Annotated in this window: 19 protein-coding genes; 7 read left to right on the forward strand and 12 right to left on the reverse strand. The window is 67.5% G+C overall.

The genetic code is table 11. The features are described from left to right. The first annotated feature begins 102 nt into the window (after positions 1-102). Genes AC5P8Z_RS11855 through AC5P8Z_RS11865 form a run of 3 tightly spaced genes read left to right on the forward strand, consistent with a single transcriptional unit; the run spans position 103 to position 1,963 of the window. Positions 103-1,140: a S41 family peptidase gene (locus tag AC5P8Z_RS11855; RefSeq protein WP_286069888.1), complete on the forward strand. Its 1,038-nt coding sequence runs from the start codon at positions 103-105 to the stop codon at positions 1,138-1,140. 3 nt (positions 1,141-1,143) lie between these two features. After that, positions 1,144-1,479 (forward strand): hypothetical protein, encoded by a 336-nt coding sequence (locus AC5P8Z_RS11860; protein WP_286069887.1) that lies wholly within the window; start codon positions 1,144-1,146, stop codon positions 1,477-1,479. A gap of 49 nt (positions 1,480-1,528) precedes the next feature. Then, positions 1,529-1,963: an SseB family protein gene (locus AC5P8Z_RS11865; RefSeq protein ID WP_049429399.1), complete on the forward strand. Its 435-nt coding sequence runs from the start codon at positions 1,529-1,531 to the stop codon at positions 1,961-1,963. 65 nt (positions 1,964-2,028) lie between these two features. Here the strand turns inward: AC5P8Z_RS11865 and AC5P8Z_RS11870 are convergent, their stop codons facing one another. Next, complete coding sequence (locus AC5P8Z_RS11870) at positions 2,029-3,249, reverse strand: multifunctional CCA addition/repair protein (protein WP_286069886.1); 1,221 nt, start codon at positions 3,247-3,249, stop codon at positions 2,029-2,031. A 92-nt stretch (positions 3,250-3,341) separates the two neighbouring features. Further along, the gene (locus AC5P8Z_RS11875; RefSeq protein ID WP_495229095.1) at positions 3,342-5,327 is read right to left on the reverse strand and encodes a transglycosylase SLT domain-containing protein; all 1,986 of its coding nucleotides are present in this window, start codon (positions 5,325-5,327) and stop codon (positions 3,342-3,344) included. 198 nt (positions 5,328-5,525) lie between these two features. Between AC5P8Z_RS11875 and AC5P8Z_RS11880 the strand changes: the two genes are divergently transcribed. Further along, positions 5,526-5,936, forward strand: a complete 411-nt coding sequence (locus tag AC5P8Z_RS11880; RefSeq protein ID WP_286069884.1) for a biopolymer transporter ExbD — start codon at positions 5,526-5,528, stop codon at positions 5,934-5,936. A gap of 270 nt (positions 5,937-6,206) precedes the next feature. Then, the gene (locus AC5P8Z_RS11885) at positions 6,207-9,068 is read left to right on the forward strand and encodes a TonB-dependent receptor plug domain-containing protein (protein WP_495229096.1); all 2,862 of its coding nucleotides are present in this window, start codon (positions 6,207-6,209) and stop codon (positions 9,066-9,068) included. 130 nt (positions 9,069-9,198) lie between these two features. On the opposite strand, the gene fhuE is transcribed toward AC5P8Z_RS11885, so the two are convergent. The 3 genes from fhuE to AC5P8Z_RS11900 form a co-directional block, all read right to left on the reverse strand. After that, on the reverse strand, positions 9,199-11,340 hold the full coding sequence (gene fhuE, locus AC5P8Z_RS11890; protein ID WP_286069882.1) for a ferric-rhodotorulic acid/ferric-coprogen receptor FhuE: 2,142 nt from the start codon (positions 11,338-11,340) through the stop codon (positions 9,199-9,201). A gap of 173 nt (positions 11,341-11,513) precedes the next feature. Next, positions 11,514-12,065 carry a M23 family metallopeptidase gene (locus AC5P8Z_RS11895; RefSeq protein WP_286069881.1) on the reverse strand — a complete coding sequence of 184 codons (552 nt, stop codon included), beginning with the start codon at positions 12,063-12,065 and terminating at the stop codon, positions 11,514-11,516. A gap of 77 nt (positions 12,066-12,142) precedes the next feature. Continuing rightward, a complete protein-coding gene (locus AC5P8Z_RS11900; protein ID WP_495229097.1) occupies positions 12,143-12,616 on the reverse strand; it encodes an Lrp/AsnC family transcriptional regulator in 474 nt (157 codons plus the stop codon). Between the two features lie 72 nt (positions 12,617-12,688). On the opposite strand from AC5P8Z_RS11900, the gene AC5P8Z_RS11905 reads away from it, so the two are divergent. After that, a complete protein-coding gene (locus AC5P8Z_RS11905; RefSeq protein ID WP_495229098.1) occupies positions 12,689-13,564 on the forward strand; it encodes an EamA family transporter in 876 nt (291 codons plus the stop codon). Between the two features lie 113 nt (positions 13,565-13,677). On the opposite strand, the gene AC5P8Z_RS11910 is transcribed toward AC5P8Z_RS11905, so the two are convergent. From AC5P8Z_RS11910 to AC5P8Z_RS11925, 4 genes are all read right to left on the reverse strand, one after another. Continuing rightward, positions 13,678-14,415: an endonuclease/exonuclease/phosphatase family protein gene (locus AC5P8Z_RS11910; RefSeq protein WP_286072061.1), complete on the reverse strand. Its 738-nt coding sequence runs from the start codon at positions 14,413-14,415 to the stop codon at positions 13,678-13,680. Between the two features lie 53 nt (positions 14,416-14,468). Next, positions 14,469-15,299 carry a thiol:disulfide interchange protein DsbA/DsbL gene (locus AC5P8Z_RS11915; protein WP_295566903.1) on the reverse strand — a complete coding sequence of 277 codons (831 nt, stop codon included), beginning with the start codon at positions 15,297-15,299 and terminating at the stop codon, positions 14,469-14,471. Positions 15,300-15,405: 106 nt separating this feature from the next. Beyond that, positions 15,406-16,056 (reverse strand): thiol:disulfide interchange protein DsbA/DsbL, encoded by a 651-nt coding sequence (locus AC5P8Z_RS11920; protein WP_286069875.1) that lies wholly within the window; start codon positions 16,054-16,056, stop codon positions 15,406-15,408. A 106-nt stretch (positions 16,057-16,162) separates the two neighbouring features. Beyond that, positions 16,163-16,963, reverse strand: coding sequence for a c-type cytochrome (locus AC5P8Z_RS11925; protein ID WP_295566899.1), 801 nt, complete (start codon positions 16,961-16,963; stop codon positions 16,163-16,165). Positions 16,964-17,119: 156 nt separating this feature from the next. Here AC5P8Z_RS11925 and yihA point away from each other — a divergent pair, with 156 nt between their 5' ends. After that, positions 17,120-17,722, forward strand: coding sequence for a ribosome biogenesis GTP-binding protein YihA/YsxC (yihA, locus tag AC5P8Z_RS11930; protein ID WP_111128274.1), 603 nt, complete (start codon positions 17,120-17,122; stop codon positions 17,720-17,722). A gap of 105 nt (positions 17,723-17,827) precedes the next feature. Here yihA and AC5P8Z_RS11935 read toward each other — a convergent pair whose 3' ends face one another. The 3 genes from AC5P8Z_RS11935 to AC5P8Z_RS11945 all read right to left on the reverse strand — a co-directional run bounded on the left by AC5P8Z_RS11935 (position 17,828) and on the right by AC5P8Z_RS11945 (position 20,995). Continuing rightward, positions 17,828-18,802: an MBL fold metallo-hydrolase gene (locus tag AC5P8Z_RS11935; RefSeq protein WP_495229099.1), complete on the reverse strand. Its 975-nt coding sequence runs from the start codon at positions 18,800-18,802 to the stop codon at positions 17,828-17,830. Positions 18,803-19,469: 667 nt separating this feature from the next. Then, positions 19,470-20,294, reverse strand: a complete 825-nt coding sequence (locus AC5P8Z_RS11940; protein ID WP_495229100.1) for a helix-turn-helix transcriptional regulator — start codon at positions 20,292-20,294, stop codon at positions 19,470-19,472. Then, a complete protein-coding gene (locus AC5P8Z_RS11945; protein WP_495229101.1) occupies positions 20,291-20,995 on the reverse strand; it encodes a VIT1/CCC1 transporter family protein in 705 nt (234 codons plus the stop codon). Before AC5P8Z_RS11945 ends, AC5P8Z_RS11940 begins: the two co-directional genes overlap by 4 nt. Positions 20,996-21,119 lie beyond the last annotated feature (124 nt).

The following is a 21,119-nucleotide window of genomic DNA, read 5'->3' on the forward strand; positions in this document are numbered from 1 at the left end:
AGCCGAGCATGGACTCGGTTCTACAACGGCTATCCGCGCAATGGCGAGCATGATCCGCCACGGCTATGCTGTAGATCTGACCCAACGACAAGGAAACGTCGCATGCAGATGCGCAAGGGACTGCGTGGGATTGGTGCACTGATGCTGATCCTTCTGGCAGCCAACGCAACGGCCGCCGCTGCGTCCACCACCGAAATACCTTCGCCGGATGCACAGGTGCAGATCCTGGATCTGCTCGAGCATGAAGCCTTGTATCGGGACAAGGTGGACTGGCCTGCCGCTCGAAAGCGCCTGGCGTCGTTGCAGGCGTACCCGGGTGCGTTGCATACCGCCCTGCGTGAGATCATCGTGGAGAGCACCGGGGGCCATGGTGTCTGGATGACGCTTGCACGCAAGCGTGAAGTCACGGAGCGCTCGAAGCAGGTCGGCGCTGAGGCCGTTGCCAAGGCGAAAGTGGCTGGTGCAGTCGATGCACGCATTGGCTGGGTGGTCATCGAAGGCTATGCCCCTACGCCACGGGCTACGCGGCAGGACGAGTTCAATCAGGACATCCAGCGCGCCCTGCAATGGCAGGATGTCATCCGTGGCAAGGACAGCGGCGATCGCTGTGGCTGGATTGTTGATCTGCGCAGCAACAGTGGGGGCAACATGTGGCCGATGCTGCTGGGTGTTGCACCGTTGCTGCGCACTTCGTCGACAGGCGTGGAAGAGGTCGGGTCGTTTGCTACTGCCCGCGGGCCGCAGCGCTGGAGTCTGACGCCGACCATGGTGCAGGTCGATGGTCGTCCCACGCTGGGATTCGGTCGACCGGGGTATTCCCTCAAGCAGCCCGGCGCGCCCGTCGCCGTTCTGGTCGGGTCGAATACCGCCAGCTCTGGCGAAGCAACGATGCTGTCGTTCAGGGGGCGGCCACAGGCGCGGAGTTTCGGGCAGTCGACAGCGGGCTTCTCGACAAGCAACGTCACGCGCACCTTGGTGGATGGCAGCGTGTTTTCGATGACGACCGCGGTGATGAAAGACCGCACTGGCGTTGGTGCCGGTGCCAGGATTACTCCGGATGAACCGACGACAGGCGATGCGGCCACCCTTGCCGCCGCCCAAGCCTGGCTGCTGGCCCAGCCCGCCTGCCAGGCGCGCTGATCCATGATCCTGATCGGCCAACAGGAACGGGTGCTGATCGTCGGCCCCACCGAAGCCCACCACTGCCTGCGCTGTGGGGCGGAAACCGAGTTCGCCCCGCAGCTGCGCTACAAAATGGCGCGCATCGACCTGCTGTTCGGCTTCACCTACCAGCGCCGCTACGAGCTGGCGTGCACCCGGTGCGAACACGGCTGGGTGCTGGACACCGAGTCCATGGACCAGCAGCTGGGCGGGGTGCCGATCCCGTGGCGGCACCGCTTTGGCCTGCCACTGATGCTGGTGGGCCTGGCTGGGCTGGCCTCCCTGGGCTGGCTGTGGCGGCACGGATTCCTCGGTTGAGGACCGGGCCTGTTAAAGTCTGCCCTGCAATCACGTACCGGAAGCGACCATGGACCACGACACCCCGTTCGACCCCCTCAACGACCTCGAGGTGCGCCTGCTGCAGGCCCAGGACGGCACGCTGACCGCGTCGCAGTTCCTCGACGGCCTGCTGACCTCGACGGCGTTCGTGCTGCTGGACAAGGCCATTGGCGAAGATGGCGCCTGGGACGAGAGCATCTCGCCGCTGGTGCTGACCAGCGAAAGCGGCGAACCGATGTTCGCGGTGTTCACTGCGCCCGAGCGCGCTGGCCTGTGGCATGAGCAGCTGCCGCAGTTCGCCCATGCCATGCCCATCGCGGTGCACGCGCTGCTGGCCGGTATCGGCGACGGCGTCGGGCTTGTGCTGAACCCGGGCCTGGACGTGGGCATGGAGATGATTCCCGATGCGGTGGCGCAACTGAAGCAGCGTGCTGCGGCGATTACCCGCGGCATGGCGCACTGATCCCGCGATTTTCTGGTTGCCGGCCAGCGGCCGGCACTACCAATAGCGGTGGCGACCGTTGCGGATCACCGTGCCGCCGCAATCGCCTTCACCCTCGCCTTGGCCAGCGCCTCGCCAATGGCCGGCCCCTTCAGGTGCGTGGTATCCAGATCCCGCGCCTGTACTGACAACGCCGCCTGGTGCAGGCGCTTCAGCGTCTCGCCCTGCGGGTAGTCGCTGTCCTCAAATCCCAGCCGTCCGCGCTTGTCAGCCTCGCAGCACAGCGCGATGCGGGCCACGCGCTCCGGCCGGCGCAGCGCATCGCAGCGGCCCAGCAGTTCCAGCACGGTGGCATCGCGCAGTTCGTCGATGCGGTGCACGTTCAAGTGCTCGCGGCAGACCGCCTCGGCCAGCTGCTGGTGCTCGGTGGGAACCTTCAGCCGCGCGCACAATGCCTTCAACGGCTTGATGCCGCGCTGCTCGTGCATGATGTGGCGCGGCCATTCTTCCGGTGGCGTCAGACCCTTGCCGAGGTCGTGGGTGAGCGCGGCGAAACCCACCAGGTCATCGCCCGGCGCCAGGCTGGCAGCCATGTCGCTGACCATTTCCTGGTGGATGCCGGTGTCGACTTCCGGGTGGAATTCGGCACGCTGCGGCACGCCGTACAGCGCTTCCAGTTCGGGCAGGATCGGGCCCAGTGCACGCGCATCGTGCAATGTGCGCAGGAACGCGGAGGGCCGCTGACTGACCAGCGCCTTGCGCAGCTCCTGCCAGACGCGCTCGGGCACCAGCGCGTCCAGCTCGCCGCTGGCGGCCACCTCGCGCATCAGTGCCATGGTCTCTTCGGCGACGCTGAAGCCCAGTGGCGCAAAACGGGCCATGAAGCGTGCCGCGCGCAGCACGCGCAGCGGGTCTTCGACGAAGGCGGGGCCGACGTGGCGCAGCACGCGCTGCTCAAGATCGCGCACGCCGCCATAGGGATCGACCAGCGTGCCGGTGTCCTCGTCGCAGGCAATCGCGTTGATGGTGAAGTCGCGGCGCTGCAGGTCCTCTTCCAGCGTCACCGCCGGATCGGCATCGACCACGAAGCCGCGATAGCCACGGCCGGATTTGCGCTCGGTGCGCGCCAGCGCGTATTCCTCGCCGGTCTTCGGGTGCAGGAATACCGGGAAATCACGGCCCACCGCGGTGTAGCCCAGCGCTTCCATCTGCGCGGGCGTGGCGCCGACCACGACCCAGTCGCGATCACCGGCAGGGCGCTGCAGCAGGCGGTCGCGCACGGCGCCGCCGACAAGATAGATCTTCATGGGGGGATGATCGCACGGTAGTGCCGGCCGTTGGCCGGCAACCCCGGAACATCGGCCGATGCTGGCCAGCGCCCGGCACCACCGCAGTGTGATCAGTCCCCGCCCTGGTCGGCGTTGGCGGCGCAGCTGAAATTCTTGCGCTTGTCGACCAGGCGGCCCATCAGGCGGTCGCTCAACGGCAGCGCATCACCATTGAGGCGCCAGTCGTAGATCACGCTGAAGGCCAGCACGCGAGCCACGTACTCGCGGGTTTCCTTGTAGCTGATCGTCTCGATCCACAGATCCGGGTCAAAGCCCGGGCGCTGCCCCTGCCAGCGCGCGGTCGGGGTCGGGCCGGCGTTGTAAGCGGCGATGGTCACGTATGGCAGGCCGTCGTACTTGTTCATCAACTGGCGCAGGTAGGCGGTGCCGATGGCGATGTTGGTGTCCGGGTCGTACAGGCTGTCGGCGCCGCCATAGCCGGTCAGGCCGATGGACTTGGCCACGCTGGCACCGGTGGCCGGCAGCACCTGCATCAGGCCCATGGCGTTGGCTGGCGAGCGCGCGCGCGGGGTGAAGGTGCTTTCAGCGCGGATTTCCGCAGCCACCCAGGCCGGGTCGATCGCATTGCGTGCTGATTCACGGCGGATGGTGGCGTCGTGGTGCAGCGGGAAGCGCAGGTCGTACAGGCGCTGCTCCTGCGGCTGCTTGCCCAGTGCGAACACGGCGCGATCAAACCAGCCGTTGTCCTGCGCCACGCGCACGGCGAGCCGGCGCTGGGTGTCATCGAAGCGCGACAGCGCGCTGTTCCACTCAGCCACGGCCCAGCCGGTGCGGTCGATCTGGTACAGCGCCATCGCGCGCTGGATGGCCGGGTCACGCGCGATCACCGCCTGTGCCTGCGCACTGTCATTCGGCTTCCACGGACACAGCGTGTAGCCCTGCTGCAGCTTGTCGGCGGCAAGGAAACCATGGAAGGTCGGTGCGCGCGCGGCCTCGCGGAACAGCGGCTGCGCCTGCTGGGCCTGGCCGGTCTTCTCCAGCATGCGGCCTTCGAAGTAGCGCCAGCGCGGGTCGCTGCGCTGCTTGCTGCCCATCTTGCGGATCGCGGTCAGCGCTGCGGGCCAGTCCCCGCGCGACATTGCTTCGCGAACACGCCACTCGTGCAGGCGTTCGTCATAGGCCGATTCGGGCACCGCATTGAGGCGGCGCGCCGAATCCGGCAGGTAGGAGGCCACGGTCCACAGGGCGATCTGGTACAGCACCTGGCCCTGTTGGGCCGCACTCAGGCCGAGGGCCTGTGCGTACTGTGGCAGCTGTTGTTCGGTGGCGCCCGGGTCGGCCTTGGCCAGCTTTTCCAGACCATCGGTGGCGATACGCCGGCTGCGCTCGTTGCGTGGCCAGTTCAATGCGCTGGCGTTGGGCTTGTCAACGAAGGCGGCGTAGCTGTTGGCCTGCGCCAGGTCCGCGGCGGGCAGGCCGCGTGCGGCGCTGCGCATCACGGCCGGCTGCTGTGCGTCGGCGGCGGCATCGATGCGCTCCCAGCGCAGGGCGTCGCTCAGGCCGCCCTGTGCCTGCAGCACGGCGAATACCGCGTCGCAGCCGTCCGGCAGCGACTTGCCGTTCTTGCGCCACAGGTCCTGCGCCTCACTGATCCACTGCGAATCGATCTTGCCGGTGACCTGGCGCGCGGTCAGCTGCGCACAGCGCAGCCCGACATTGTCGGTGGGCGCCCAGTTGGCCAGCAGGGTCGGCCAGTCCTGGCGGCGTGCGACCGAGGGCAGCCACACGCTGCGGAAGGTAGTAGCCACGGCCTGGCCGTCGTAGCGCTTGAGGAAGGCCTGGGCCTGCGCGGTATCGACGGTGTCGATGTTGCGACGCAGGTTCGCGTACTCCAGCCAGCCATAGGCCGGGTGGCGACTGAGCGCACCGGCCTGGCCGGGATCGAACTGGCCGCGTTCGGCGGCAGCGATCGCGGCTTTCAGCTGCGCGTTCTGCGCGTCGAGGGACTGGGCGTTGGCGCAACCGATCAGCAGCGTGGTGGCCAAGGGCAGCAGGGACAGGGTAGTGGGAGTGCGTCGGGTCATGGCGATGAGCATAGCGGGGGCTGGCTGAATTCAGTTTCGCATCGTGTGCACGCCGCGGATGGAATGGGTAGACGATGGATCCTGCCGGGACGGTGCGCATGCGGGGGGGCGGCAGAAGCGACAACCTTGGCGCGGATCGCGATCGTGCGATGATTCCCGCACAGCGCGGTCTGCCCGACGTGGGCCGCTGTATCCGCGAAGGAGCGTGGTATGCGCTATTCATCCGTGCAGGCTCGTGCGCTGATGTCCGGGATCAATCTGGCACCGCTGGTGGATGTGCTGCTGGTAGTGCTGGCACTGGTGGTCACCACTTTGCCGATGGCGCAGACGACGGCGGTGCGCCCGTTCCACCAGCGCACTGTCTGTCCTCCGGGGCCCGGGCACACGCCACCGGCATCGATCGCGCTGCGCCTCGACGCGGCCGGTGCCGTCTACTGGAATGACCGCCCCTTGGACGACCCGTCACTGCAGCACGCCCTCGCTCAGCTCCAGCAGTTGCCGCCGGCGCTCCAGCCTTCGCTGCACCTGACCACCGCCGACAGCACCGATTACGGCGACATGGTGCGGGTGCTGCTCGCCATCGAGGGGCGTGGCCTTCGCGTCACAGCGCAGGGTTACTAGCATCGGCACTTGCGAGAGCGCTTGATGACCGCTGGCAAAGTTCGGCGTGTGCTGTCGTGCCCGGCATGAAACCCGTCGCCTCGAACAGTACCGTCCGGTATCCGGCGGCATGCATCTGACGCGATTGGTTGCCAACTACGTCAAATCTGCGTGAAAGAGTGTCGATCATCACGCCATGGCGTTTACCGTTTGTTTACAAAGGAGACGCTGCCGCCATGCAGGGGGGAGCGCGGCAGTCCATGTCCCGACATTCCTTTGGAGAGAGAGCGAATGATTCACCTGCACCACCGCCCGTTGGCGGTTGCCGTTGCGCTGTGCGTGACGGCTCTGGCACCGCTCGGTGCCGCTGCACAATCCACCACCAACCTGGACGCGGTGGAAGTGACCGGCACCCGCATCAAGCGCGCTGAAGTCGAAGGCCAGGTGCCGATCCAGACGTTGACGCGCGGTGACATCGAACGCACCGGCCTGACCTCGATCGGCGAGGTGCTGCAGCAGCTGACCGGCTCCGGCTCGGCGCTCAACGCCAAGTTCAACTCGTCCGGCAACTTCGGTTTCCCGCCCGATGGCAGTGGCGTGGGCGCCGGTTCGGCGCAGGTCGATCTGCGCCACCTGGGGGCCAAGCGCGTGCTGGTGCTGGTCGATGGCATCCGCTGGGTCAATGAATCCTCGGCGTCCGGCGTGGGCTCGGCCACCGACCTCAACACCATTCCGCTGGCCATCGTCGAGCGCATTGAAGTGCTGGAGGACGGCGCGTCGTCGCTGTACGGCTCCGACGCCATCGCTGGCGTGGTCAACATCATCACCCGCCGCGATTTCGATGGTGGCCAGGTGACGCTGAACTACGGCGAGTACAGCAAGGGCGACGGCACGCAGAAGGGCGTGGACCTGGCCTGGGGCAAGAGCGGGGATCGCTTCAGCCTGTTCCTGGGCGCCAGCTGGACCAAGCAGGACCCGGTCTTCGCCAAGGACCGCGAGCAGTCGCGCTTCCCGATTCCCGGTACCGGCCTGGCGTTCGGCAGCGGTGGCATCCCGCAGGGCCGTTTCATGTTCACAGACCCGAACACCGGCGCGGTGCAGAACATCGTGCCGAACACCGGCGTGAGCAATCCGCGTTACGACGGCAGTGCCGGTTGCAGCCGCACGGATGACTACCACTGCTTCACCACCGCCGACCGCTTCAACTTCGCCGAATACAACATGGTGCTGACGCCGTCGGAGCGCAAAGGCCTGTTCGGGCAGTTCCGCTTCGACATCACCGACAACGTGCAGTGGTACGTCAAGGCGCTTGGCAACCGTCGCGAGTCGACCAACCAGGCCGGCCCCGAGCCGCTGTTCTTCGGTCCCGATGGCGCAACCGGCAATCCGCTGGCCGACAACATCACCGTTTCCGCCCTCAACCCGTACAACCCGTTCGGCTTCGATCTGGTTTCCGGCGACAACATGAGCCTGATCGGTCGTCGCCCGGTGGAAGGCGGTGCGCGCGTGTTCAAGCAGAAGGTGGACACCACCTACTTCGCCACCGGCCTGTTGGGTGACTTCCACGCCGCTGACCGCAGCTGGTACTGGGACGTCAACGGCATGTACAGCAAGAACAAGGCCGAACAGACCAACTACGGCAGCTATGACATCTACAAGGTGAACATGGCGCTGGGCGACCCGGCGGTGTGCGCGGCCACGCCGGGCTGCGTGCCGCTGAACATCTTCGGCGGCGCTGGCTCGATCACCCCGGACATGCTGGAGTGGATCCAGCCGGTGGTGCGAGACCGCAGCCAGAACGAGCTGAGCCTGTTCACCGCCAACCTGTCCAGCGAGCTGTTCTCGCTGCCGGCCGGCCCGGTGTCTTTCGCCACCGGTTTCGAGTACCGCAAGTACAAGGGCTCCTACCAGCCCGATCCGCTGACGGTGATCGGCCATTACAACGGCGTGCCGTCGCAGCCGACCTCCGGTTCCTATGATGTCAACGAGGCCTACCTGGAGCTGAGCGTGCCGATCTTCGCCGACTCCCCGTTCGGCAAGAAGCTCGACCTGAGCCTGGCCGGCCGCTATTCGGACTACTCCACCTTCGGCGGCGAGTTCACGCCCAAGTACGGCCTGCGCTGGCAGGTGACCGATGACTTCGTGCTGCGCACCACCTACGCCGAGGGCTTCCGCGCGCCGTCGATCGGTGAACTGTACGGCTCGGCGGCCCGTGCCGACCTGCAGCTGTTCGACCCGTGCTCGGTGGGCCTGGGCGGTACGCCGCCGCGTGGCAGCGCGGCCAACTGTGCCGCGCTGGGCGTGCCGGCCGGCTTCCAGCAGGCCAACTCGCAGATCTCGGTGACCACCGGCGGCAACCGCGAGCTGGACCCGGAACGTTCGCGCAGCTTCAGTGCCGGCTTCGTGTGGAGCCCGTGGTTCGGCAACAACGCCTCGTGGTCGGAGCGCTTCGATGTGGAGGTGACCTTCTACCGCCATGCCATCGACGGCGCGATCCAGGCGATCAACGCGCAGACCCAGCTGGACCTGTGCGTGGATACGCTGGACCCGATCTACTGCAACGGCATTACCCGTGCCAGCACCGGTGCGGTCAGCAGCTTCAACAACCGCCTGACCAACCTGGGGTCGATCAAGACCGACGGCTGGGACGTGGATCTGTTCTGGACGCTGCCACAGACCGCCATCGGCCAGTTCAAGCTGGCGTGGAAGAACACCTTCGTCGGCCGTTACGAGGCCACCGGCGCGGCCGGGCAGAAGCAGCCGCAGAAGCCGGGCGTGGAAGTGGCTGACAGCTCGATTCCGGAGTGGACCAGCAACGCCAGCATCGGCTGGACGATGGACCGCTGGAGCGCCAACTGGACGGTGCGCCACATCTCCGAGCTGACCGAGAACTGTGGCGATGCTGCGGCCTTCCCGGTGTGCAGCAACCAGGCTGCGGGCACCAACACGCTGTCGGCCACCACCTTCCATGACATGCAGGTGGGCTACAAGATCGACTGGATGAAGGGGCTGCAGCTGACCGCCGGCCTGAACAACGTGTTCGACAAGGATCCGCCGATCTGCCTGTCGTGCTCGTTGAACGGCTACGACGCCTCGACGTACGACATCCCGCGTGGCCGTTACTGGTACCTGCGCGCGGATCTGCGCTTCTGATGAGCGAGTGGCGCCGGGCTCGGCCCGGCGCCGCCTTGCGGGTGTAGAGCCGAGCCACGCTCGGCTGATGCTCTGAGCCGAGCATGGGCCCGGCTCTACTGGTGCGGAGCCGATCGTGCCCTGCGCCTACTCAGAACGACCAGGTGAACGTCAGCGAGCCGTTGCGGCCTTCGCCATAGCCGCCATAGCCGTAGATCTGCGCGTAGTATTTCTTGTCCAGCAGGTTGTTGAGGTTGGCCTGCACGCTGAACTGCGGTGCGATGCGGTAGCGCACGAAGGCACCGACCAGGGCGTAGGCATCCTGGTTGAAGCGGCCATACACCGGGTCGGTGTAGTAGATGCCGTTCTGCCAGTTCACGCCGCCGCCGAAGGTCAGCGCGGTCAGCGACTGCGGGGTGTAGCTGGTGTAGGCCTTGATCGCGGTCTGCGGCAGCTGGGTGTTGATGTCGCTGCCATTGATGTCCTTGGCCACGTAGCGCGAGGCACCGAAGGTGGCATTCCAGCCCGGGGCCAGTTCGCCGTTCAGTTCGAACTCCACGCCACGGCTGACGGTGCCGCGCGCGGCGACGTAGGCGTACTCGTTGGCCGAGCCGTCGACGAAGCCGCCGGTCTGCTGGGCGACGTTGTCCTGCTCGATGCGGAACACCGCCAGCGAGGCGTTCAGGCGGTTGTCGAACCATGCGCCCTTGACGCCCACTTCGTAGCTCTTGCCGTCCACCGGATCGAGGTAGCGGCCTTGCTGGTTGCGGTAGGTCTGCGGCTGGAAGATCTCGGTGTAGCTGGCGTAGGTCGACCAGGTGTCATTGATGTCGAACACCAGGCCGGCATACGGCGTGGTCACCTTGTGGCTGAAGCGGCTGAGGGTTGCGCCTTCGGTGCCGTCCAGGCTCCAGTCGGTGTAGCGCGCGCCAAGGATCAGCTTGAGCGGATCGGCCAGCGACAGGCGCGTGGCGGCGTAGGCGGCCTTCTGCTTGATGGTGCCCTGGCTCTGGGTCGGCAGCGTGGCCGCCCAGTTCGGCTCCGGGAAGCTGCCGGTCCAGGTGAGGTAGTTGTCCAGTGGCGCCCAGGCCGACTGGAAGTCGCCGGTGTTCACGTACTCGCGCTTGTTGTAGCTCAGGCCCGCCATGAACTGGTGCTCGCGGCCAAACAGCTGGAACGGGCCATCAACGTAACCATCGACGCCATCCACCTTGCGGTGGGTCTTGTAGTAGCCGGCCATCGGCAGCACGCCGGCGCCGGTGGTCTTGTTGAAGCCGCCGCCATAGAACGGATAGAACAGCTTGTCGTCGGCATCGGTGCGGTCGTGGGTGGCGCCGATCTTGAACTTCCAGCCGTTACCGAAGGCGTGCTGCAGGGTGGCGAACGCACGCTTGCTGGTGGTGTCCCAGAAGGTCCAGTCCGGCGACGGATTGAACGAGGTCGGATAGTTGGTTTCGGTGCCGTCGGAGAACCACATCGGGAAGCCACCCCAGGTGGGGGCGGTGGCCTTCTTGTGCTGGTAGTCGTAGCCTACGCTCAGCTGCGTGTCCGGGGTCAGGTCGGCGTCGATGACCGCATAGCCCAGCGTCTTTCGCTGGTTGTAGCGGTCCATCTGGCCGTCGGTGTCCAGGTAGCTTCCGATCACGCGGCCGCGCACGGTGCCGCTGGCGTTGAGCGCGCTGCCCACGTCAACGGTGGTGCGGGTGCGGCCCCAGCTGCCGACGTTCACCGACACGCTGCCGGCCAGTTCGGCGCTGTCGGCGTGCTTGCGGATCAGGTTCACCGACGCGGACGGATTGCCGGCACCGCTGAGCAGACCGGTGGCACCTCGCACCACTTCCACCCGGTCGTACAGCGCCAAGTCCAGGCCGGAGTCGCCATAGCTCCAGTTCTGCACCATCTGCGTGGGCAGGCCATCGAACTGGTAGGCATCGATGTAGAAGCCACGCGCATAGAACTCGGTGCGCTCGCTGTCGGACTGGGTGCTGGTCACGCCGGTGGTGTTGGCCAGCACGTCGATGATGTCGTCCAGGTTCTGATCTTCGATGCGCTGGTGGCTGATGATGCTGATCGACTGCGGGATCTCGCGCGGGGCCAGGTCGAAGCGGGTACCGGCCGACGTGCGGCGCACCGAATAGCCTTCGGCGCGTTCGCCCTTCACCACCACCTTGTCGAGGGTGGTCGGGTCGGCGGCGGTTTCGGCGAAGGCGGCCGGGGCGACGGCGCAGAGAACGGCGAGCACGGCAACGGACAGCCGTTGCGGCTGCGGGGTACGGAAGGCGGAACGGATCATGGGGGTCCTGGGCGAGCACGCGCCATCAGCCGGCATCCAGGAGGCGAGGCGCTATGGGTAGCGAGAGGGCGGGCAGGCCGTCCTGGCGCTACCGGAAACGAAATAATCGTAATACGAACTATTCCTATTTACAAATCATGAGCACGCAGCCCATCGTTCACGGGACCGGTGGGTCAGCGCAGCAGCGGCAGCGGGTCGCGCGCGCCGTCGGTGCCGTAGATGCCCCAGTGCAGGTGGGGCGGGGTGCCCTTGGCGTTGCCGCTGTCGCCCACGTGGCCGAGAAGGTCGCCGGGCTGCACCACCTGGCCGCGCGCCAGGCCCTCGGCCCAATCCTCCAGGTGCGCGTAGTAGTAGCGCTCGCGGGCCGGACCGATCACCCACACCTGGCGGCCGCCCAGCCCGCCTTCACGGACGTCGGCGATGACACCGGCGGTTGCGCTGCGCACCGGCGTTCCGCGCTTGGCGAAGATGTCGATGCCGGCGTGGGAACGGTCACGGCCACGCGGCGCACCGAACGTATCGGCGATCTGCCGTGGACGCACGCCGTCCACCGGCACCGGCAGCTGCGTGGCCGGCGGCATCCGGGCCAGCGACCAGAGCATTCTCGGCGCGACGGCCCACGGACTGTTCCACAACGCCATCGCCGCAACGATGGCGATGGCCAGGAACAGGCCGCGCAGCAACCAGCGGCGCAGGCGACGGGCGCGGGACGGTGTTGTGCTCATGGTTTTCGATTGTAGTGTCGAGCCATGCTCGACGGCTGTTGCCATGCAGTCCAAATGCCGTCGAGCACGGCCCGACGCTACAGCAGCGGCACCTCGAAGCTCCGCTTCAACGTGCCCAGCGCCACCGACGTGCGGAACCGCTCGATGTTGTCATCGCCGCCGAACAGGCGCTCGGTGATCGTCTCGTACTCCTCCATCGACGCGGCCGAAAGCAGCAGCAGGAAATCGCCGTCGCCGGTGATCGAGTAGCACTGCTGCACCGCCGGATCGTCCTGCACACGGTGCTTGAACGGTGCCACGCGTTCACGGTGCTCGCTGACCACGCGCACCTCGACGATGATGGTCAGTGGCCGCCCGACCTTGGCCGCAGCGACCACTGCCACGTTGGCGGCAATCACGCCACTGTCCTGCAGGCGCTTGATGCGGCGCTGCACGGCCGGGGTGGACAGGTGCACGGTCTCGGCGATCTCGCGCTGTGGCAGGGCGTTGTTCCGCTGCAGCAGGTCGAGGATGGCGCGGTCGAAGCTGTCGAGCACGGGGGCGGTGGCCATGGTGAGCAGAAGTTGCACGAACAGGCTGCCAATTGAGCCAAGTGCTCGGCGCGGGCGCAATAGACTTTGCGCATGCAGACCTCACGACTTGCGCCGATGTTGCCGGCGCTGGCGGTGCTCGGCTCGGTCACCTCGCTGGCCATCGGCACCTCCTATGCCAAACACCTGTTCCCGCTGATCGGTGCCCAAGGCACCAGCGCGCTGCGCGTGGGCTTCTCCGCGTTGTTGCTGCTGCTGTTCTGGCGGCCGTGGCGCTGGAAGACCAGTCGCGTGGATGCGATCACCATCCTGCGCTACGGCCTCACCCTGGGCCTGATGAACCTGCTGTTCTACATGGCCCTGCGCACCATTCCCTTCGGCATTGCGGTGGCCATCGAGTTCACCGGGCCGCTGACGGTGGCGATGCTGTCATCACGACGTCCGATCGACTTCCTCTGGGTGGGTTGCGCGGCAGTGGGGCTGCTGTTGCTGCTGCCGATCGGCGGTGGCCCGGCGCTGGACCCGGCCGGCGTGCTGTATGCGATGGGCGCAGCGGCGTGCTGGGGCCTGTATATCGTGTTCGGCAAGCGTGCCGGTCATCTGCATGCCGGGCACTCGGTCTCGCTGGGGCTGCTGGCGGCATCGCTGGTGGTGGTACCGGTGGGCGTGGTGCATGCCGGCGCCGCACTGCTCGATCCGACGATCCTGGCGGCGGGCCTGCTGGTCGCGCTGGTGTCGAGCGCGATCCCGATGTCGCTGGAGATGATGGCGCTCAAGCGCCTGCCGAAGGAGACGTTCGGCATCCTGATCAGCATGGAACCGGCGGTGGCCGCGCTGTGGGCGATGCTGCTGCTGCACGAGCACCTGCATGGGCTGCAGTGGCTGGCGATCGGCTGCACGGTGCTGGCGTCGGTGGGCAGCACGATGACGGCAAGGCGGTTGAAGGTGCCGGTGGTGCAGGCCGGGTAGCGCCGGGCCATGCGCGGCCGAGAGCGTGCGGACCAACGGTCCGCACCCACAAGAGCAGCTGTCCGCAGCCCTTGGGCAACATGCCAACCAAGGTTGGCACGCACCAGCAGTGGTCAGCGCAGGGCGTCAGCCGGGACGTCGATCTGCATCGCCAGGGCGAGGTGATCGGAGAACGCGGCCGGTAAGGCTTCCACGGTGCGGGTCTGCAGGCCGCTGCTGACCAGGATGTGATCGATGGCGCGGTCCGGGCGCCAGCTGGGGAAGGTCGGCACGATGCAGCCGGGCGGCTGCAGCCGGGTCTTCTGGTACAGCACCTGCATTTCCGGGCGTTCTGCCAGGCAGTTGAAGTCGCCCATCAGCACCGCGTTGGGGTGGTCGGACAGCAGCTCGGCGATGAAGCCCAGCTGCGACATCCGCGAGCCCGCGCCCAGCGACAGATGGGCCACCGCCACGGCCAGGCCGTCGGCACCGTCACCGAACTTGGCCAGCAGCACGCCACGCCCGCCGATGCGGCCGGGCAGGGCGTGGTCCTGCACTTCCACCGGTTCAAGCTTGCTCAGCAACCCGTTCGCGCTGGAGGCGACCCCGCCCATACGCCGGTTCGGCTGGTGGCTCCAGTAGTTGAAGCCGGCGCGCTGGGCCAGGTAGTGGGTCTGGTTGGTGAAGCCCGAGCGCAGGCTGCCCGGGTCGGCCTCCTGCAGGCCGACGATGTCATGTTCGCGCGCCAGGGTGGCGATCGCGTCAAGGCTGCTGCGCTTGCGGCCCGCCGGCAGCGCATGTGACCAGCTGCGGGTCACATAGTCGCTGTAGCGGCGGGTACTTGAGCCGGCCTGGATGTTGGCCGTCAGCAAGCGCAGGGTCCGTGTACGGGGGGAATTCACGGCCGGGAAACGCTTCTCTTGGATCAGTGAGCCTGGGCCGCACCGCGTTCGCGGGCGATCAGGTGGTCGGCGATGCGCAGCATGTCCGGGAAGCTCTTGCCCTTCACCAGGTACTTGCCGTTGACGATGATCGACGGGGTGCCGCTGATCTGGCTGCGCTGCGCGAACTGCTTGGCCGAGTTGGTCTTGGCATTCACTGCGAAGCTGCCCATGGTGGCGGCGAACTGCTTCGGGTCCACACCGTAGGCGCTGTAGAACTTGGCGATGTCCTCCACCGAGTCACGGCCACGCTCGCCCTTCAGGGTCTTCTGCGAGTGAATGGCGGCGTACAGCGCTTCGTGGGTCTTCTCCTGCACGCCCAGGGTCTGCGCGGCGTAGAAGGCACGGGCGTAATCATCCCAGGTGCCGCCGAACATGGCCGGCACGTAGACGAAGTTCACGTCGCTCGGCAGGCCGGCCTTCCACGGGCCGACCAGCGGCTGGAACGCGGCGCAGGCCGGGCAGACGTAGCCGAAGATCTCGGTCACTTCGATCTTGCCAGCGGCCGGCTGGAACGGCTGGCCGTTCGGGATCACCTGGTAGTCGGCGCCTTCCACCGGGGCCGGGCCGGTCAGTGCGGCGGTGGTCGGGGCCGGTGCGGCGGCCGGTGCGGCTTCAGCCGCGGCCTTCTCGCCTTCGGCTGCGGCCGGGGCGGCACCTTCGGTACCCGCAGCCGGAGCGGCCGGTTCGGAGGTCGCCGGAGCGGCAGCCGGTTCGGCCGGGGCTGCGGTGGTGTTGGTGCTGCCGTCGTCGGCCTTGCAGGCAGCCAGGATCGGCAGCAGCGCTGCGAGGGCGAGGGCGTAACGGATCTTCATGGAAACGTCTCCAGCATCTGGAATGGTGGGGCCGGCGTCATGCGCGGGCCAGGGGGAAATGATGACACGCGGCGGCGACAGCGCCGTGTCGGTGGTGGGTGTTGGTTCAGCGGCCGCGGGCGGCGCGGGCCTGGGCGATCAGCGCCGATGCGATGCGCAGCTGATCGTCGAAGCTGTTGCCACGCACCAGGTACTGGCCGTTGATGATGATGGCCGGGGTGCCCGGCACCTTGGTGCGCTGGGCGAAGGCGCGGGCGGCGTCAACCTTCTTCTGCACGGCGTCGCCGCGCAGGGCCTGCAGGTAACGATCCGGGGTCACGCCGTAGGCCTTGTAGAAGGTGGCGAGCTCATCGGCCGAGACGTTCTGCATCGGCAGCGAACCCTGTTCGTGCAGGGCCTTGAACACGGCGGCATGGCTGCGCTTGGCCACGCCGACTTCATCGGCAGCGTAATAGGCCAGGGCCCAGGCATCCCAGGCACCGCCGAAGGCGGCCGGGACCGGGGTGAAACGCACGTCGGCCGGCAACTTGGCCGCCCAGGCTTCCAGCTGCGGTTCGAAATGGGCGCAGTGCGGGCAGGTGTAGCCGAAGACCTCGACCACCTCGATCTTGCCGGCCAGCGGCTGGAACGGGCCCGGCTGGGCGATGCGTTCGTAGTCTTTGCCTTCCACCAGCGGTGCGTTGGCAGGGGCGGCGGCACTGGCCGCCAGCGGCAGCACGACCAGCAGGGACAACAGCAGGCGGGAAATCAACCTCATCGACACGCATCTCCGTTGAAAAAAGCAACGCCGGCGCAGCCGCCGGCGTGAACGAAACATACCGCAGGCGAGGGCCGCGGTGGCGGCCCGGGCCGACCAGTGGCGGTCAGGGGGCGGCAGCCGGTTGCGTCGGCGCGACCGTGGCGGCCATGTCGTCGGCCTTGTTGTGCAGGCCCTGCAGGTAGCTCGACAGCGCCTGCACTTCCTGCTCGCTCAGCTTCTGCGCCACCGTGGCCATGATCTGGAAGTGGGCCTTGTCGGTCTCGTTGGTCTGGCCGGCCTGGTATTCCTGCAGGCGGCGCGCGACATAGCTGGCGTGCTGGCCGCCGATGTGCGGGTAGGCCGGGCCGGGATTGCCGGCACCGCTGGGGCCGTGGCAGGCCATGCAGGCCGGCAGGCCGCGCTTGGCATCACCGCCGCGGTACAGCTGCTGGCCGATCTCGTAGAACTTCATGCCCTTGTACGGGCCGTCGGTGACCGCCGTATCGTCGGCGATGCCGGCCGTGGCCTTCTGGGTGGCGAAGAACGCGCCGATATCGCGCATGTCCTGCGGCGTGAGGTTCTGCACGAACGGGACCATCGCCACCGCGGCGCCCGAGCTGCGCTGGCCGTTGGCGATCAGGGCCATCTGCTGGGCCACGTAGCGCTCGCTCTGGCCGGCGATGGACGGATACATCTCGACCGTGGAATTGCCATCGGCGCCATGGCAGGCCGCGCAGGCCGAGGCCTTGGTCTGGCCGGCCTTGGCATCGCCCCAGTGGGTCTTGCTGAAGTCCACCTCCAGCGAGGCGGTGTTGATCGGCCCGTTGTCGGGCAGCGGGGTCAACGTGGTCTGCGCGAACGCAGCAGCGGCAACGACTACGGCAGTGGCAAGGGCGGATACGGCAAGAACGCGAGCGTGGCGCATGCTGAAGCTCCGTATGGACCGGGCCGGGCGGTGGCCGCCGGCATCGCCCGGATTATCAACGGCGTTTCCGCGCACGGTCAACGCAGCAGTGCAGCAAAATGTCCGCAGGGGCCGCCGGCACGGGCGCGCGGCGCCGCAACATGCGATCCTAGGCATATGTCATTGCTCATCGAACGCGCCCGTTACCACCTCTCGGCCCACAACGTGCGGCAGCTGCCGCCCGACGAAGGTGCCGAAGTGGCCTTTGCCGGCCGCTCCAACGCCGGCAAATCCAGTGCGCTCAACGCGCTGACCCGCCAGAACGCGCTGGCCCGTGTCTCCAAGACGCCCGGCCGTACCCAGCAGCTGGTGTTCTTCCAGATCACCCCGGAAGCGCATCTGGTCGACCTGCCCGGTTATGGCTACGCCAAGGTGCCGCTGGACCTGCAGGCCCACTGGCAGGCCTTCATCGACCGCTATTTCCGCACCCGCGAGGCCCTGAAGGGGCTGGTGGTAGTGATGGACATCCGCCATCCGTTGAAGGACTACGACCGGCAGATGCTGTCCTATGCCGTGCAGCGTGGCATGCCCGCGCACGCGTTGCTGACCAAGGCCGACAAGCTCAGCCGCAGCCAGCAGATGCAGACCCTGCAGAAGGTGCGCAAGGAGCTGCACTCGGCCTACGGCGACAGCGTCAGCGTGCAGGTGTTCTCCGGCGAGGACCGTACCGGCGTGGACGAAGCCCGTGGCGTGATCGGCGGCTGGCTGGGGCTGGAATAAGGCTTCCGGTTTTCCTGTAGCGCCTAGCCCACGCTCGGCTGCCGCGCGCAGCGCGGCCAGGCCCGGTAGCCCAGCATGGGCTCGGCCCTACAAGGGCTCATCGGCTCATTTCAACGGCGAATACTCCGCCGGCACCCACGCATAGGCCTCGCCCTCGGCACGCACATGGCCCAGGCCGGGGAACGGGAGGTGCGCACCGGCCACCCACCAGCCCCTGGTGGTGGCCTGCTGCAGCAGGCCGCGTCGGCTGGCGGTGGCCGCGTTGCGGTCAGAATCCGCTTCGAATGCGGCCTCCGGGTGCGCGAACTGCACCGCATGGAAGTGCAGCACATCGCCCCATACCAGCAGTGACTGGCCCTGGCTGTCGAACCGGTAGGAGACATGGCCGGGCGTATGGCCATGGGTATCCATCGCCACGGCGCCGCCAGGCAGGGCATCGCCGGGGTTGAACGTACGCAGATGGCCGCTGGCCTGGTACGGCGCCACCGCGTTGCGCGCCAGCGGGAAGGCGAAGCGCACGCCCTGCGGCGCGGTGGCCTCGCTGGCCGGGTTGAGCCAGTAGTCGGCATCGGCCTTGGACAGCCACACCGTGGCGTTGGGATAGGCCGGCTTGCCCTGCGCATCGAGCACGCCGCACAGGTGGTCCGGATGGGCATGGGTCAGCAGCACGTCGTCCACCTCGGCCGGGTCCACCTCGGACGCGCGCAGGTTGCCCAGCACCTGGCCCAGGCCAGGGCCGAAGCACTGCGCGGTGCCGGTATCGACCAGGGTCAGGTGGTTGCCCTGGCGGATCAGGAATGCATTGATCGCGGTCTGCAGGCCCTTCTTGTCCTCCGGTACGTAGCGGCCTTCCAGCAGGCGGCTGACCAGGGTGGGCGGCACGTCCACCACTTCCTGCCGGCCCAGCGCGACCACGCCATCGAACAGGGCGGTGACCTGCAGTGCGCCGACGCGCTGGTGATAGACGCCAGGCACCTGCTGGGTGGGGGCGGGTGAAGTAGCCTCGGCCAGCGCGGCCAGCGGCAGGGAAGACAGGACCAGCAGCAGGGCGGAGCGCAGGGGCAGGTGGCGCAGGGTCATGGTGGTTCTCGGTGGATGACGGGTGGTTCCGTTGGCCTAGCGTGCCGTGGCTGGCGTGTGCGCGGCGCTCAAACCACTACGTGGAATGCTCAGGGAAGGGGGGGGCTGCAGGGCTGCGCCCTGCACCCGCAGAGGCAACGGCAACGGCAACGGCCGAAGCAAAAGCTGGTTTCCTGTGGGATGGCGGGGTGGGTCCGGTTGCGGGAGACGCCGTAAACCCTTCCATGGGGGCTTGGCCGCGGCATCCATGCCGCGGACACTCCCGCAACCGGACCCACCCCGCCTTCGACAGTTGGCCGCGATCTGTCGGAACGACGTATTGCCTTAGTGGGTGTCGACCTTGGTCGACACAGTAGATCCACGCCATGCGTGGATGACTCATTCGATATCTGACAGATGTGTCGACCAAGGTCGACACCTACCAACAGCCGCGCGGAACAAAGCCGCAGTTGCCAACAGCCGAGTGAACCTGTCGAAGGTGGGGCGGTGTGGGTGGGCAGGACCGTTGGCGCCATGGATGGCGCCATCGAGCCCCCAGGGACGGGTTTACGGCGTGTCCTGCCCACCCACACCGCCCCCCGCCATCCCACGGAATGCATGCTGTTGCTGTTGCTACGGCTCTTGCACTCGCTTCGGCGGGTGCAGGGCGCAGCCCTGCAGAACCCCCTCAGATGTCTGTGGGCGCCAGCCCATACTGCTCGGCGAAGCGCCTGCTGAAACTCGCCGTAGACCGGTAGCCCGCGCGTGCTGCTACGGTCTTCAGCGGCAGGTCGGTGGTGTAGAGCAGCTGCATCCCATGCGCCAGCCGCGCCTCGGTGAGCAGCTGGCGCAGGCTGGTGTCCTCGGCGGCGAGGCGACGACGCAGGGTCGCACCACTCAGCGCGAACTGTTCTTCCACATCGCGCGATTGCCAGTCGCGTGCCGGTTCGGCGGCGATGCGGTCGCGGATCTGTTCACCCAGGCTCGGGGCCTGTGGCAGCAGCAGGTTGCCATGCCCCTGCCGGCATAGCGTCAGCACCAGTGACGCCAGCGCCAGCCGTGCTTCGCTGTAACGCCCGTCCTGCAGCGATTGCCGCCACTGCCGCAGTACCGCGCCATGTTCGATCAGGGGCAGCCGTGCCATCGCCGGGCCGGCGCTGGGCAGTGCTTCGCTCCACAGCGTGCGCGCTGCCGCGAGCACTTCGGCGCACAGCGGCACGATGGCACTGAGGTAGCGGCCGCTGCGGGGATCGGGGGTGTTTACCACATCGATGCGGCAGCGCTGGGTCAGCAGCAGGATGTCGCCGGGAACGAACGCCAGAGACTGATGAGCGGTACGCACCTGCTTGCGGCCTTCCAGCAGGATCGCGAACTGCGGTTGCGGAATCTCCACCGAACTTGCGCCATGCTCGCGGCGTGCGGTGATGCAGGCATAGCTCTCGGCGCGTTCACAGCCGGCCAGGCTGGCCATCTCGGCCAGCAGCGCGGTGGCCGGGGGCAGCATGGCGGTCATGACACGTGGGCACCGAGCAGGCGACCGACGCCTGCGGCCGCGGCCATCGCCAGCGCGCCCCAGAACATCACCCGGATCGCGCCGCGTACCGGCGGTGCGCCGCCGGCCTGGGCCGCCATCGCGCCGGTCAGGCACAGGCCGAGCAGGGTGCTGGCCGTGGTCATCACCGCGACCTTGTCCACCGGTGCGAGCAGGGCGGTCAGTACCGGCAGTGCGGCGCCACAGGTGAAGGCGCCGGCCGAGGCCAGCGCCGCCTGCAGGGGGCGTGCGCGCAGGGTATCGGTAATGCCCAGTTCGTCGCGGGCGTGGGCACCGAGCGCGTCGTGCGCGGTGAGCTGTTCGGCCACCTGCCGTGCCAGCGCCGGTTCCAGTCCGCGGTGGCGGTAGATCGCGGCCAGCTCTTCCAGCTCGCTATGCGGGTCTTCGCGCAGCTCGCGTTTTTCCATCGCCAGGTCGGCGTCCTCGGTGTCGGCCTGGGTCTGCACCGAGACATACTCGCCGGCGGCCATCGACATCGCGCCGGCCACGGTGCCGGCCACGCCGGTGGCCAGGATCGTGCTGGCCGAGGCGCCGCTGGCGGCCACGCCAACCACCAGGCCAGCCACCGAGACAATGCCATCGTTGGCGCCCAGCACGGCGGCACGCAGCCAGCCGACGCGCTCGGAGCGGTGCAGTTCGGGGTGTCGTGAATGGCGGCTCATGACCCTGAGTGTACGAGGGTCAAGAGGGCGTCGGTAGGATGCTGAAACCCGTCACCGTCGCATGACGCAGCAGAGTGCCACGCTATAGTGCGCCCTTGCGATGGAAGGCCCTGGGCCCCACATC

This window comes from Stenotrophomonas sp. YJH_SMC_17, from assembly GCF_059371655.1.

Bases quoted from the DNA above. Each gene is read 5' to 3' on its own strand.
- AC5P8Z_RS11855 (WP_286069888.1), top strand. From the start codon at position 103: ATGCAGATGCGCAAGGGACTGCGTGGGATTGGTGCACTGATGCTGATC.
- AC5P8Z_RS11860 (WP_286069887.1), top strand. From the start codon at position 1,144: ATGATCCTGATCGGCCAACAGGAACGGGTGCTGATCGTCGGCCCCACC.
- AC5P8Z_RS11865 (WP_049429399.1), top strand. From the start codon at position 1,529: ATGGACCACGACACCCCGTTCGACCCCCTCAACGACCTCGAGGTGCGC.
- AC5P8Z_RS11870 (WP_286069886.1), bottom strand. From the start codon at position 3,249: ATGAAGATCTATCTTGTCGGCGGCGCCGTGCGCGACCGCCTGCTGCAG.
- AC5P8Z_RS11875 (WP_495229095.1), bottom strand. From the start codon at position 5,327: ATGCTCATCGCCATGACCCGACGCACTCCCACTACCCTGTCCCTGCTG.
- AC5P8Z_RS11880 (WP_286069884.1), top strand. From the start codon at position 5,526: ATGCGCTATTCATCCGTGCAGGCTCGTGCGCTGATGTCCGGGATCAAT.
- AC5P8Z_RS11885 (WP_495229096.1), top strand. From the start codon at position 6,207: ATGATTCACCTGCACCACCGCCCGTTGGCGGTTGCCGTTGCGCTGTGC.
- fhuE (WP_286069882.1), bottom strand. From the start codon at position 11,340: ATGATCCGTTCCGCCTTCCGTACCCCGCAGCCGCAACGGCTGTCCGTT.
- AC5P8Z_RS11895 (WP_286069881.1), bottom strand. From the start codon at position 12,065: ATGAGCACAACACCGTCCCGCGCCCGTCGCCTGCGCCGCTGGTTGCTG.
- AC5P8Z_RS11900 (WP_495229097.1), bottom strand. From the start codon at position 12,616: ATGGCCACCGCCCCCGTGCTCGACAGCTTCGACCGCGCCATCCTCGAC.
- AC5P8Z_RS11905 (WP_495229098.1), top strand. From the start codon at position 12,689: ATGCAGACCTCACGACTTGCGCCGATGTTGCCGGCGCTGGCGGTGCTC.
- AC5P8Z_RS11915 (WP_295566903.1), bottom strand. From the start codon at position 15,299: ATGAAGATCCGTTACGCCCTCGCCCTCGCAGCGCTGCTGCCGATCCTG.
- AC5P8Z_RS11920 (WP_286069875.1), bottom strand. From the start codon at position 16,056: ATGAGGTTGATTTCCCGCCTGCTGTTGTCCCTGCTGGTCGTGCTGCCG.
- AC5P8Z_RS11925 (WP_295566899.1), bottom strand. From the start codon at position 16,963: ATGCGCCACGCTCGCGTTCTTGCCGTATCCGCCCTTGCCACTGCCGTA.
- yihA (WP_111128274.1), top strand. From the start codon at position 17,120: ATGTCATTGCTCATCGAACGCGCCCGTTACCACCTCTCGGCCCACAAC.
- AC5P8Z_RS11935 (WP_495229099.1), bottom strand. From the start codon at position 18,802: ATGACCCTGCGCCACCTGCCCCTGCGCTCCGCCCTGCTGCTGGTCCTG.
- AC5P8Z_RS11940 (WP_495229100.1), bottom strand. From the start codon at position 20,294: ATGACCGCCATGCTGCCCCCGGCCACCGCGCTGCTGGCCGAGATGGCC.
- AC5P8Z_RS11945 (WP_495229101.1), bottom strand. From the start codon at position 20,995: ATGAGCCGCCATTCACGACACCCCGAACTGCACCGCTCCGAGCGCGTC.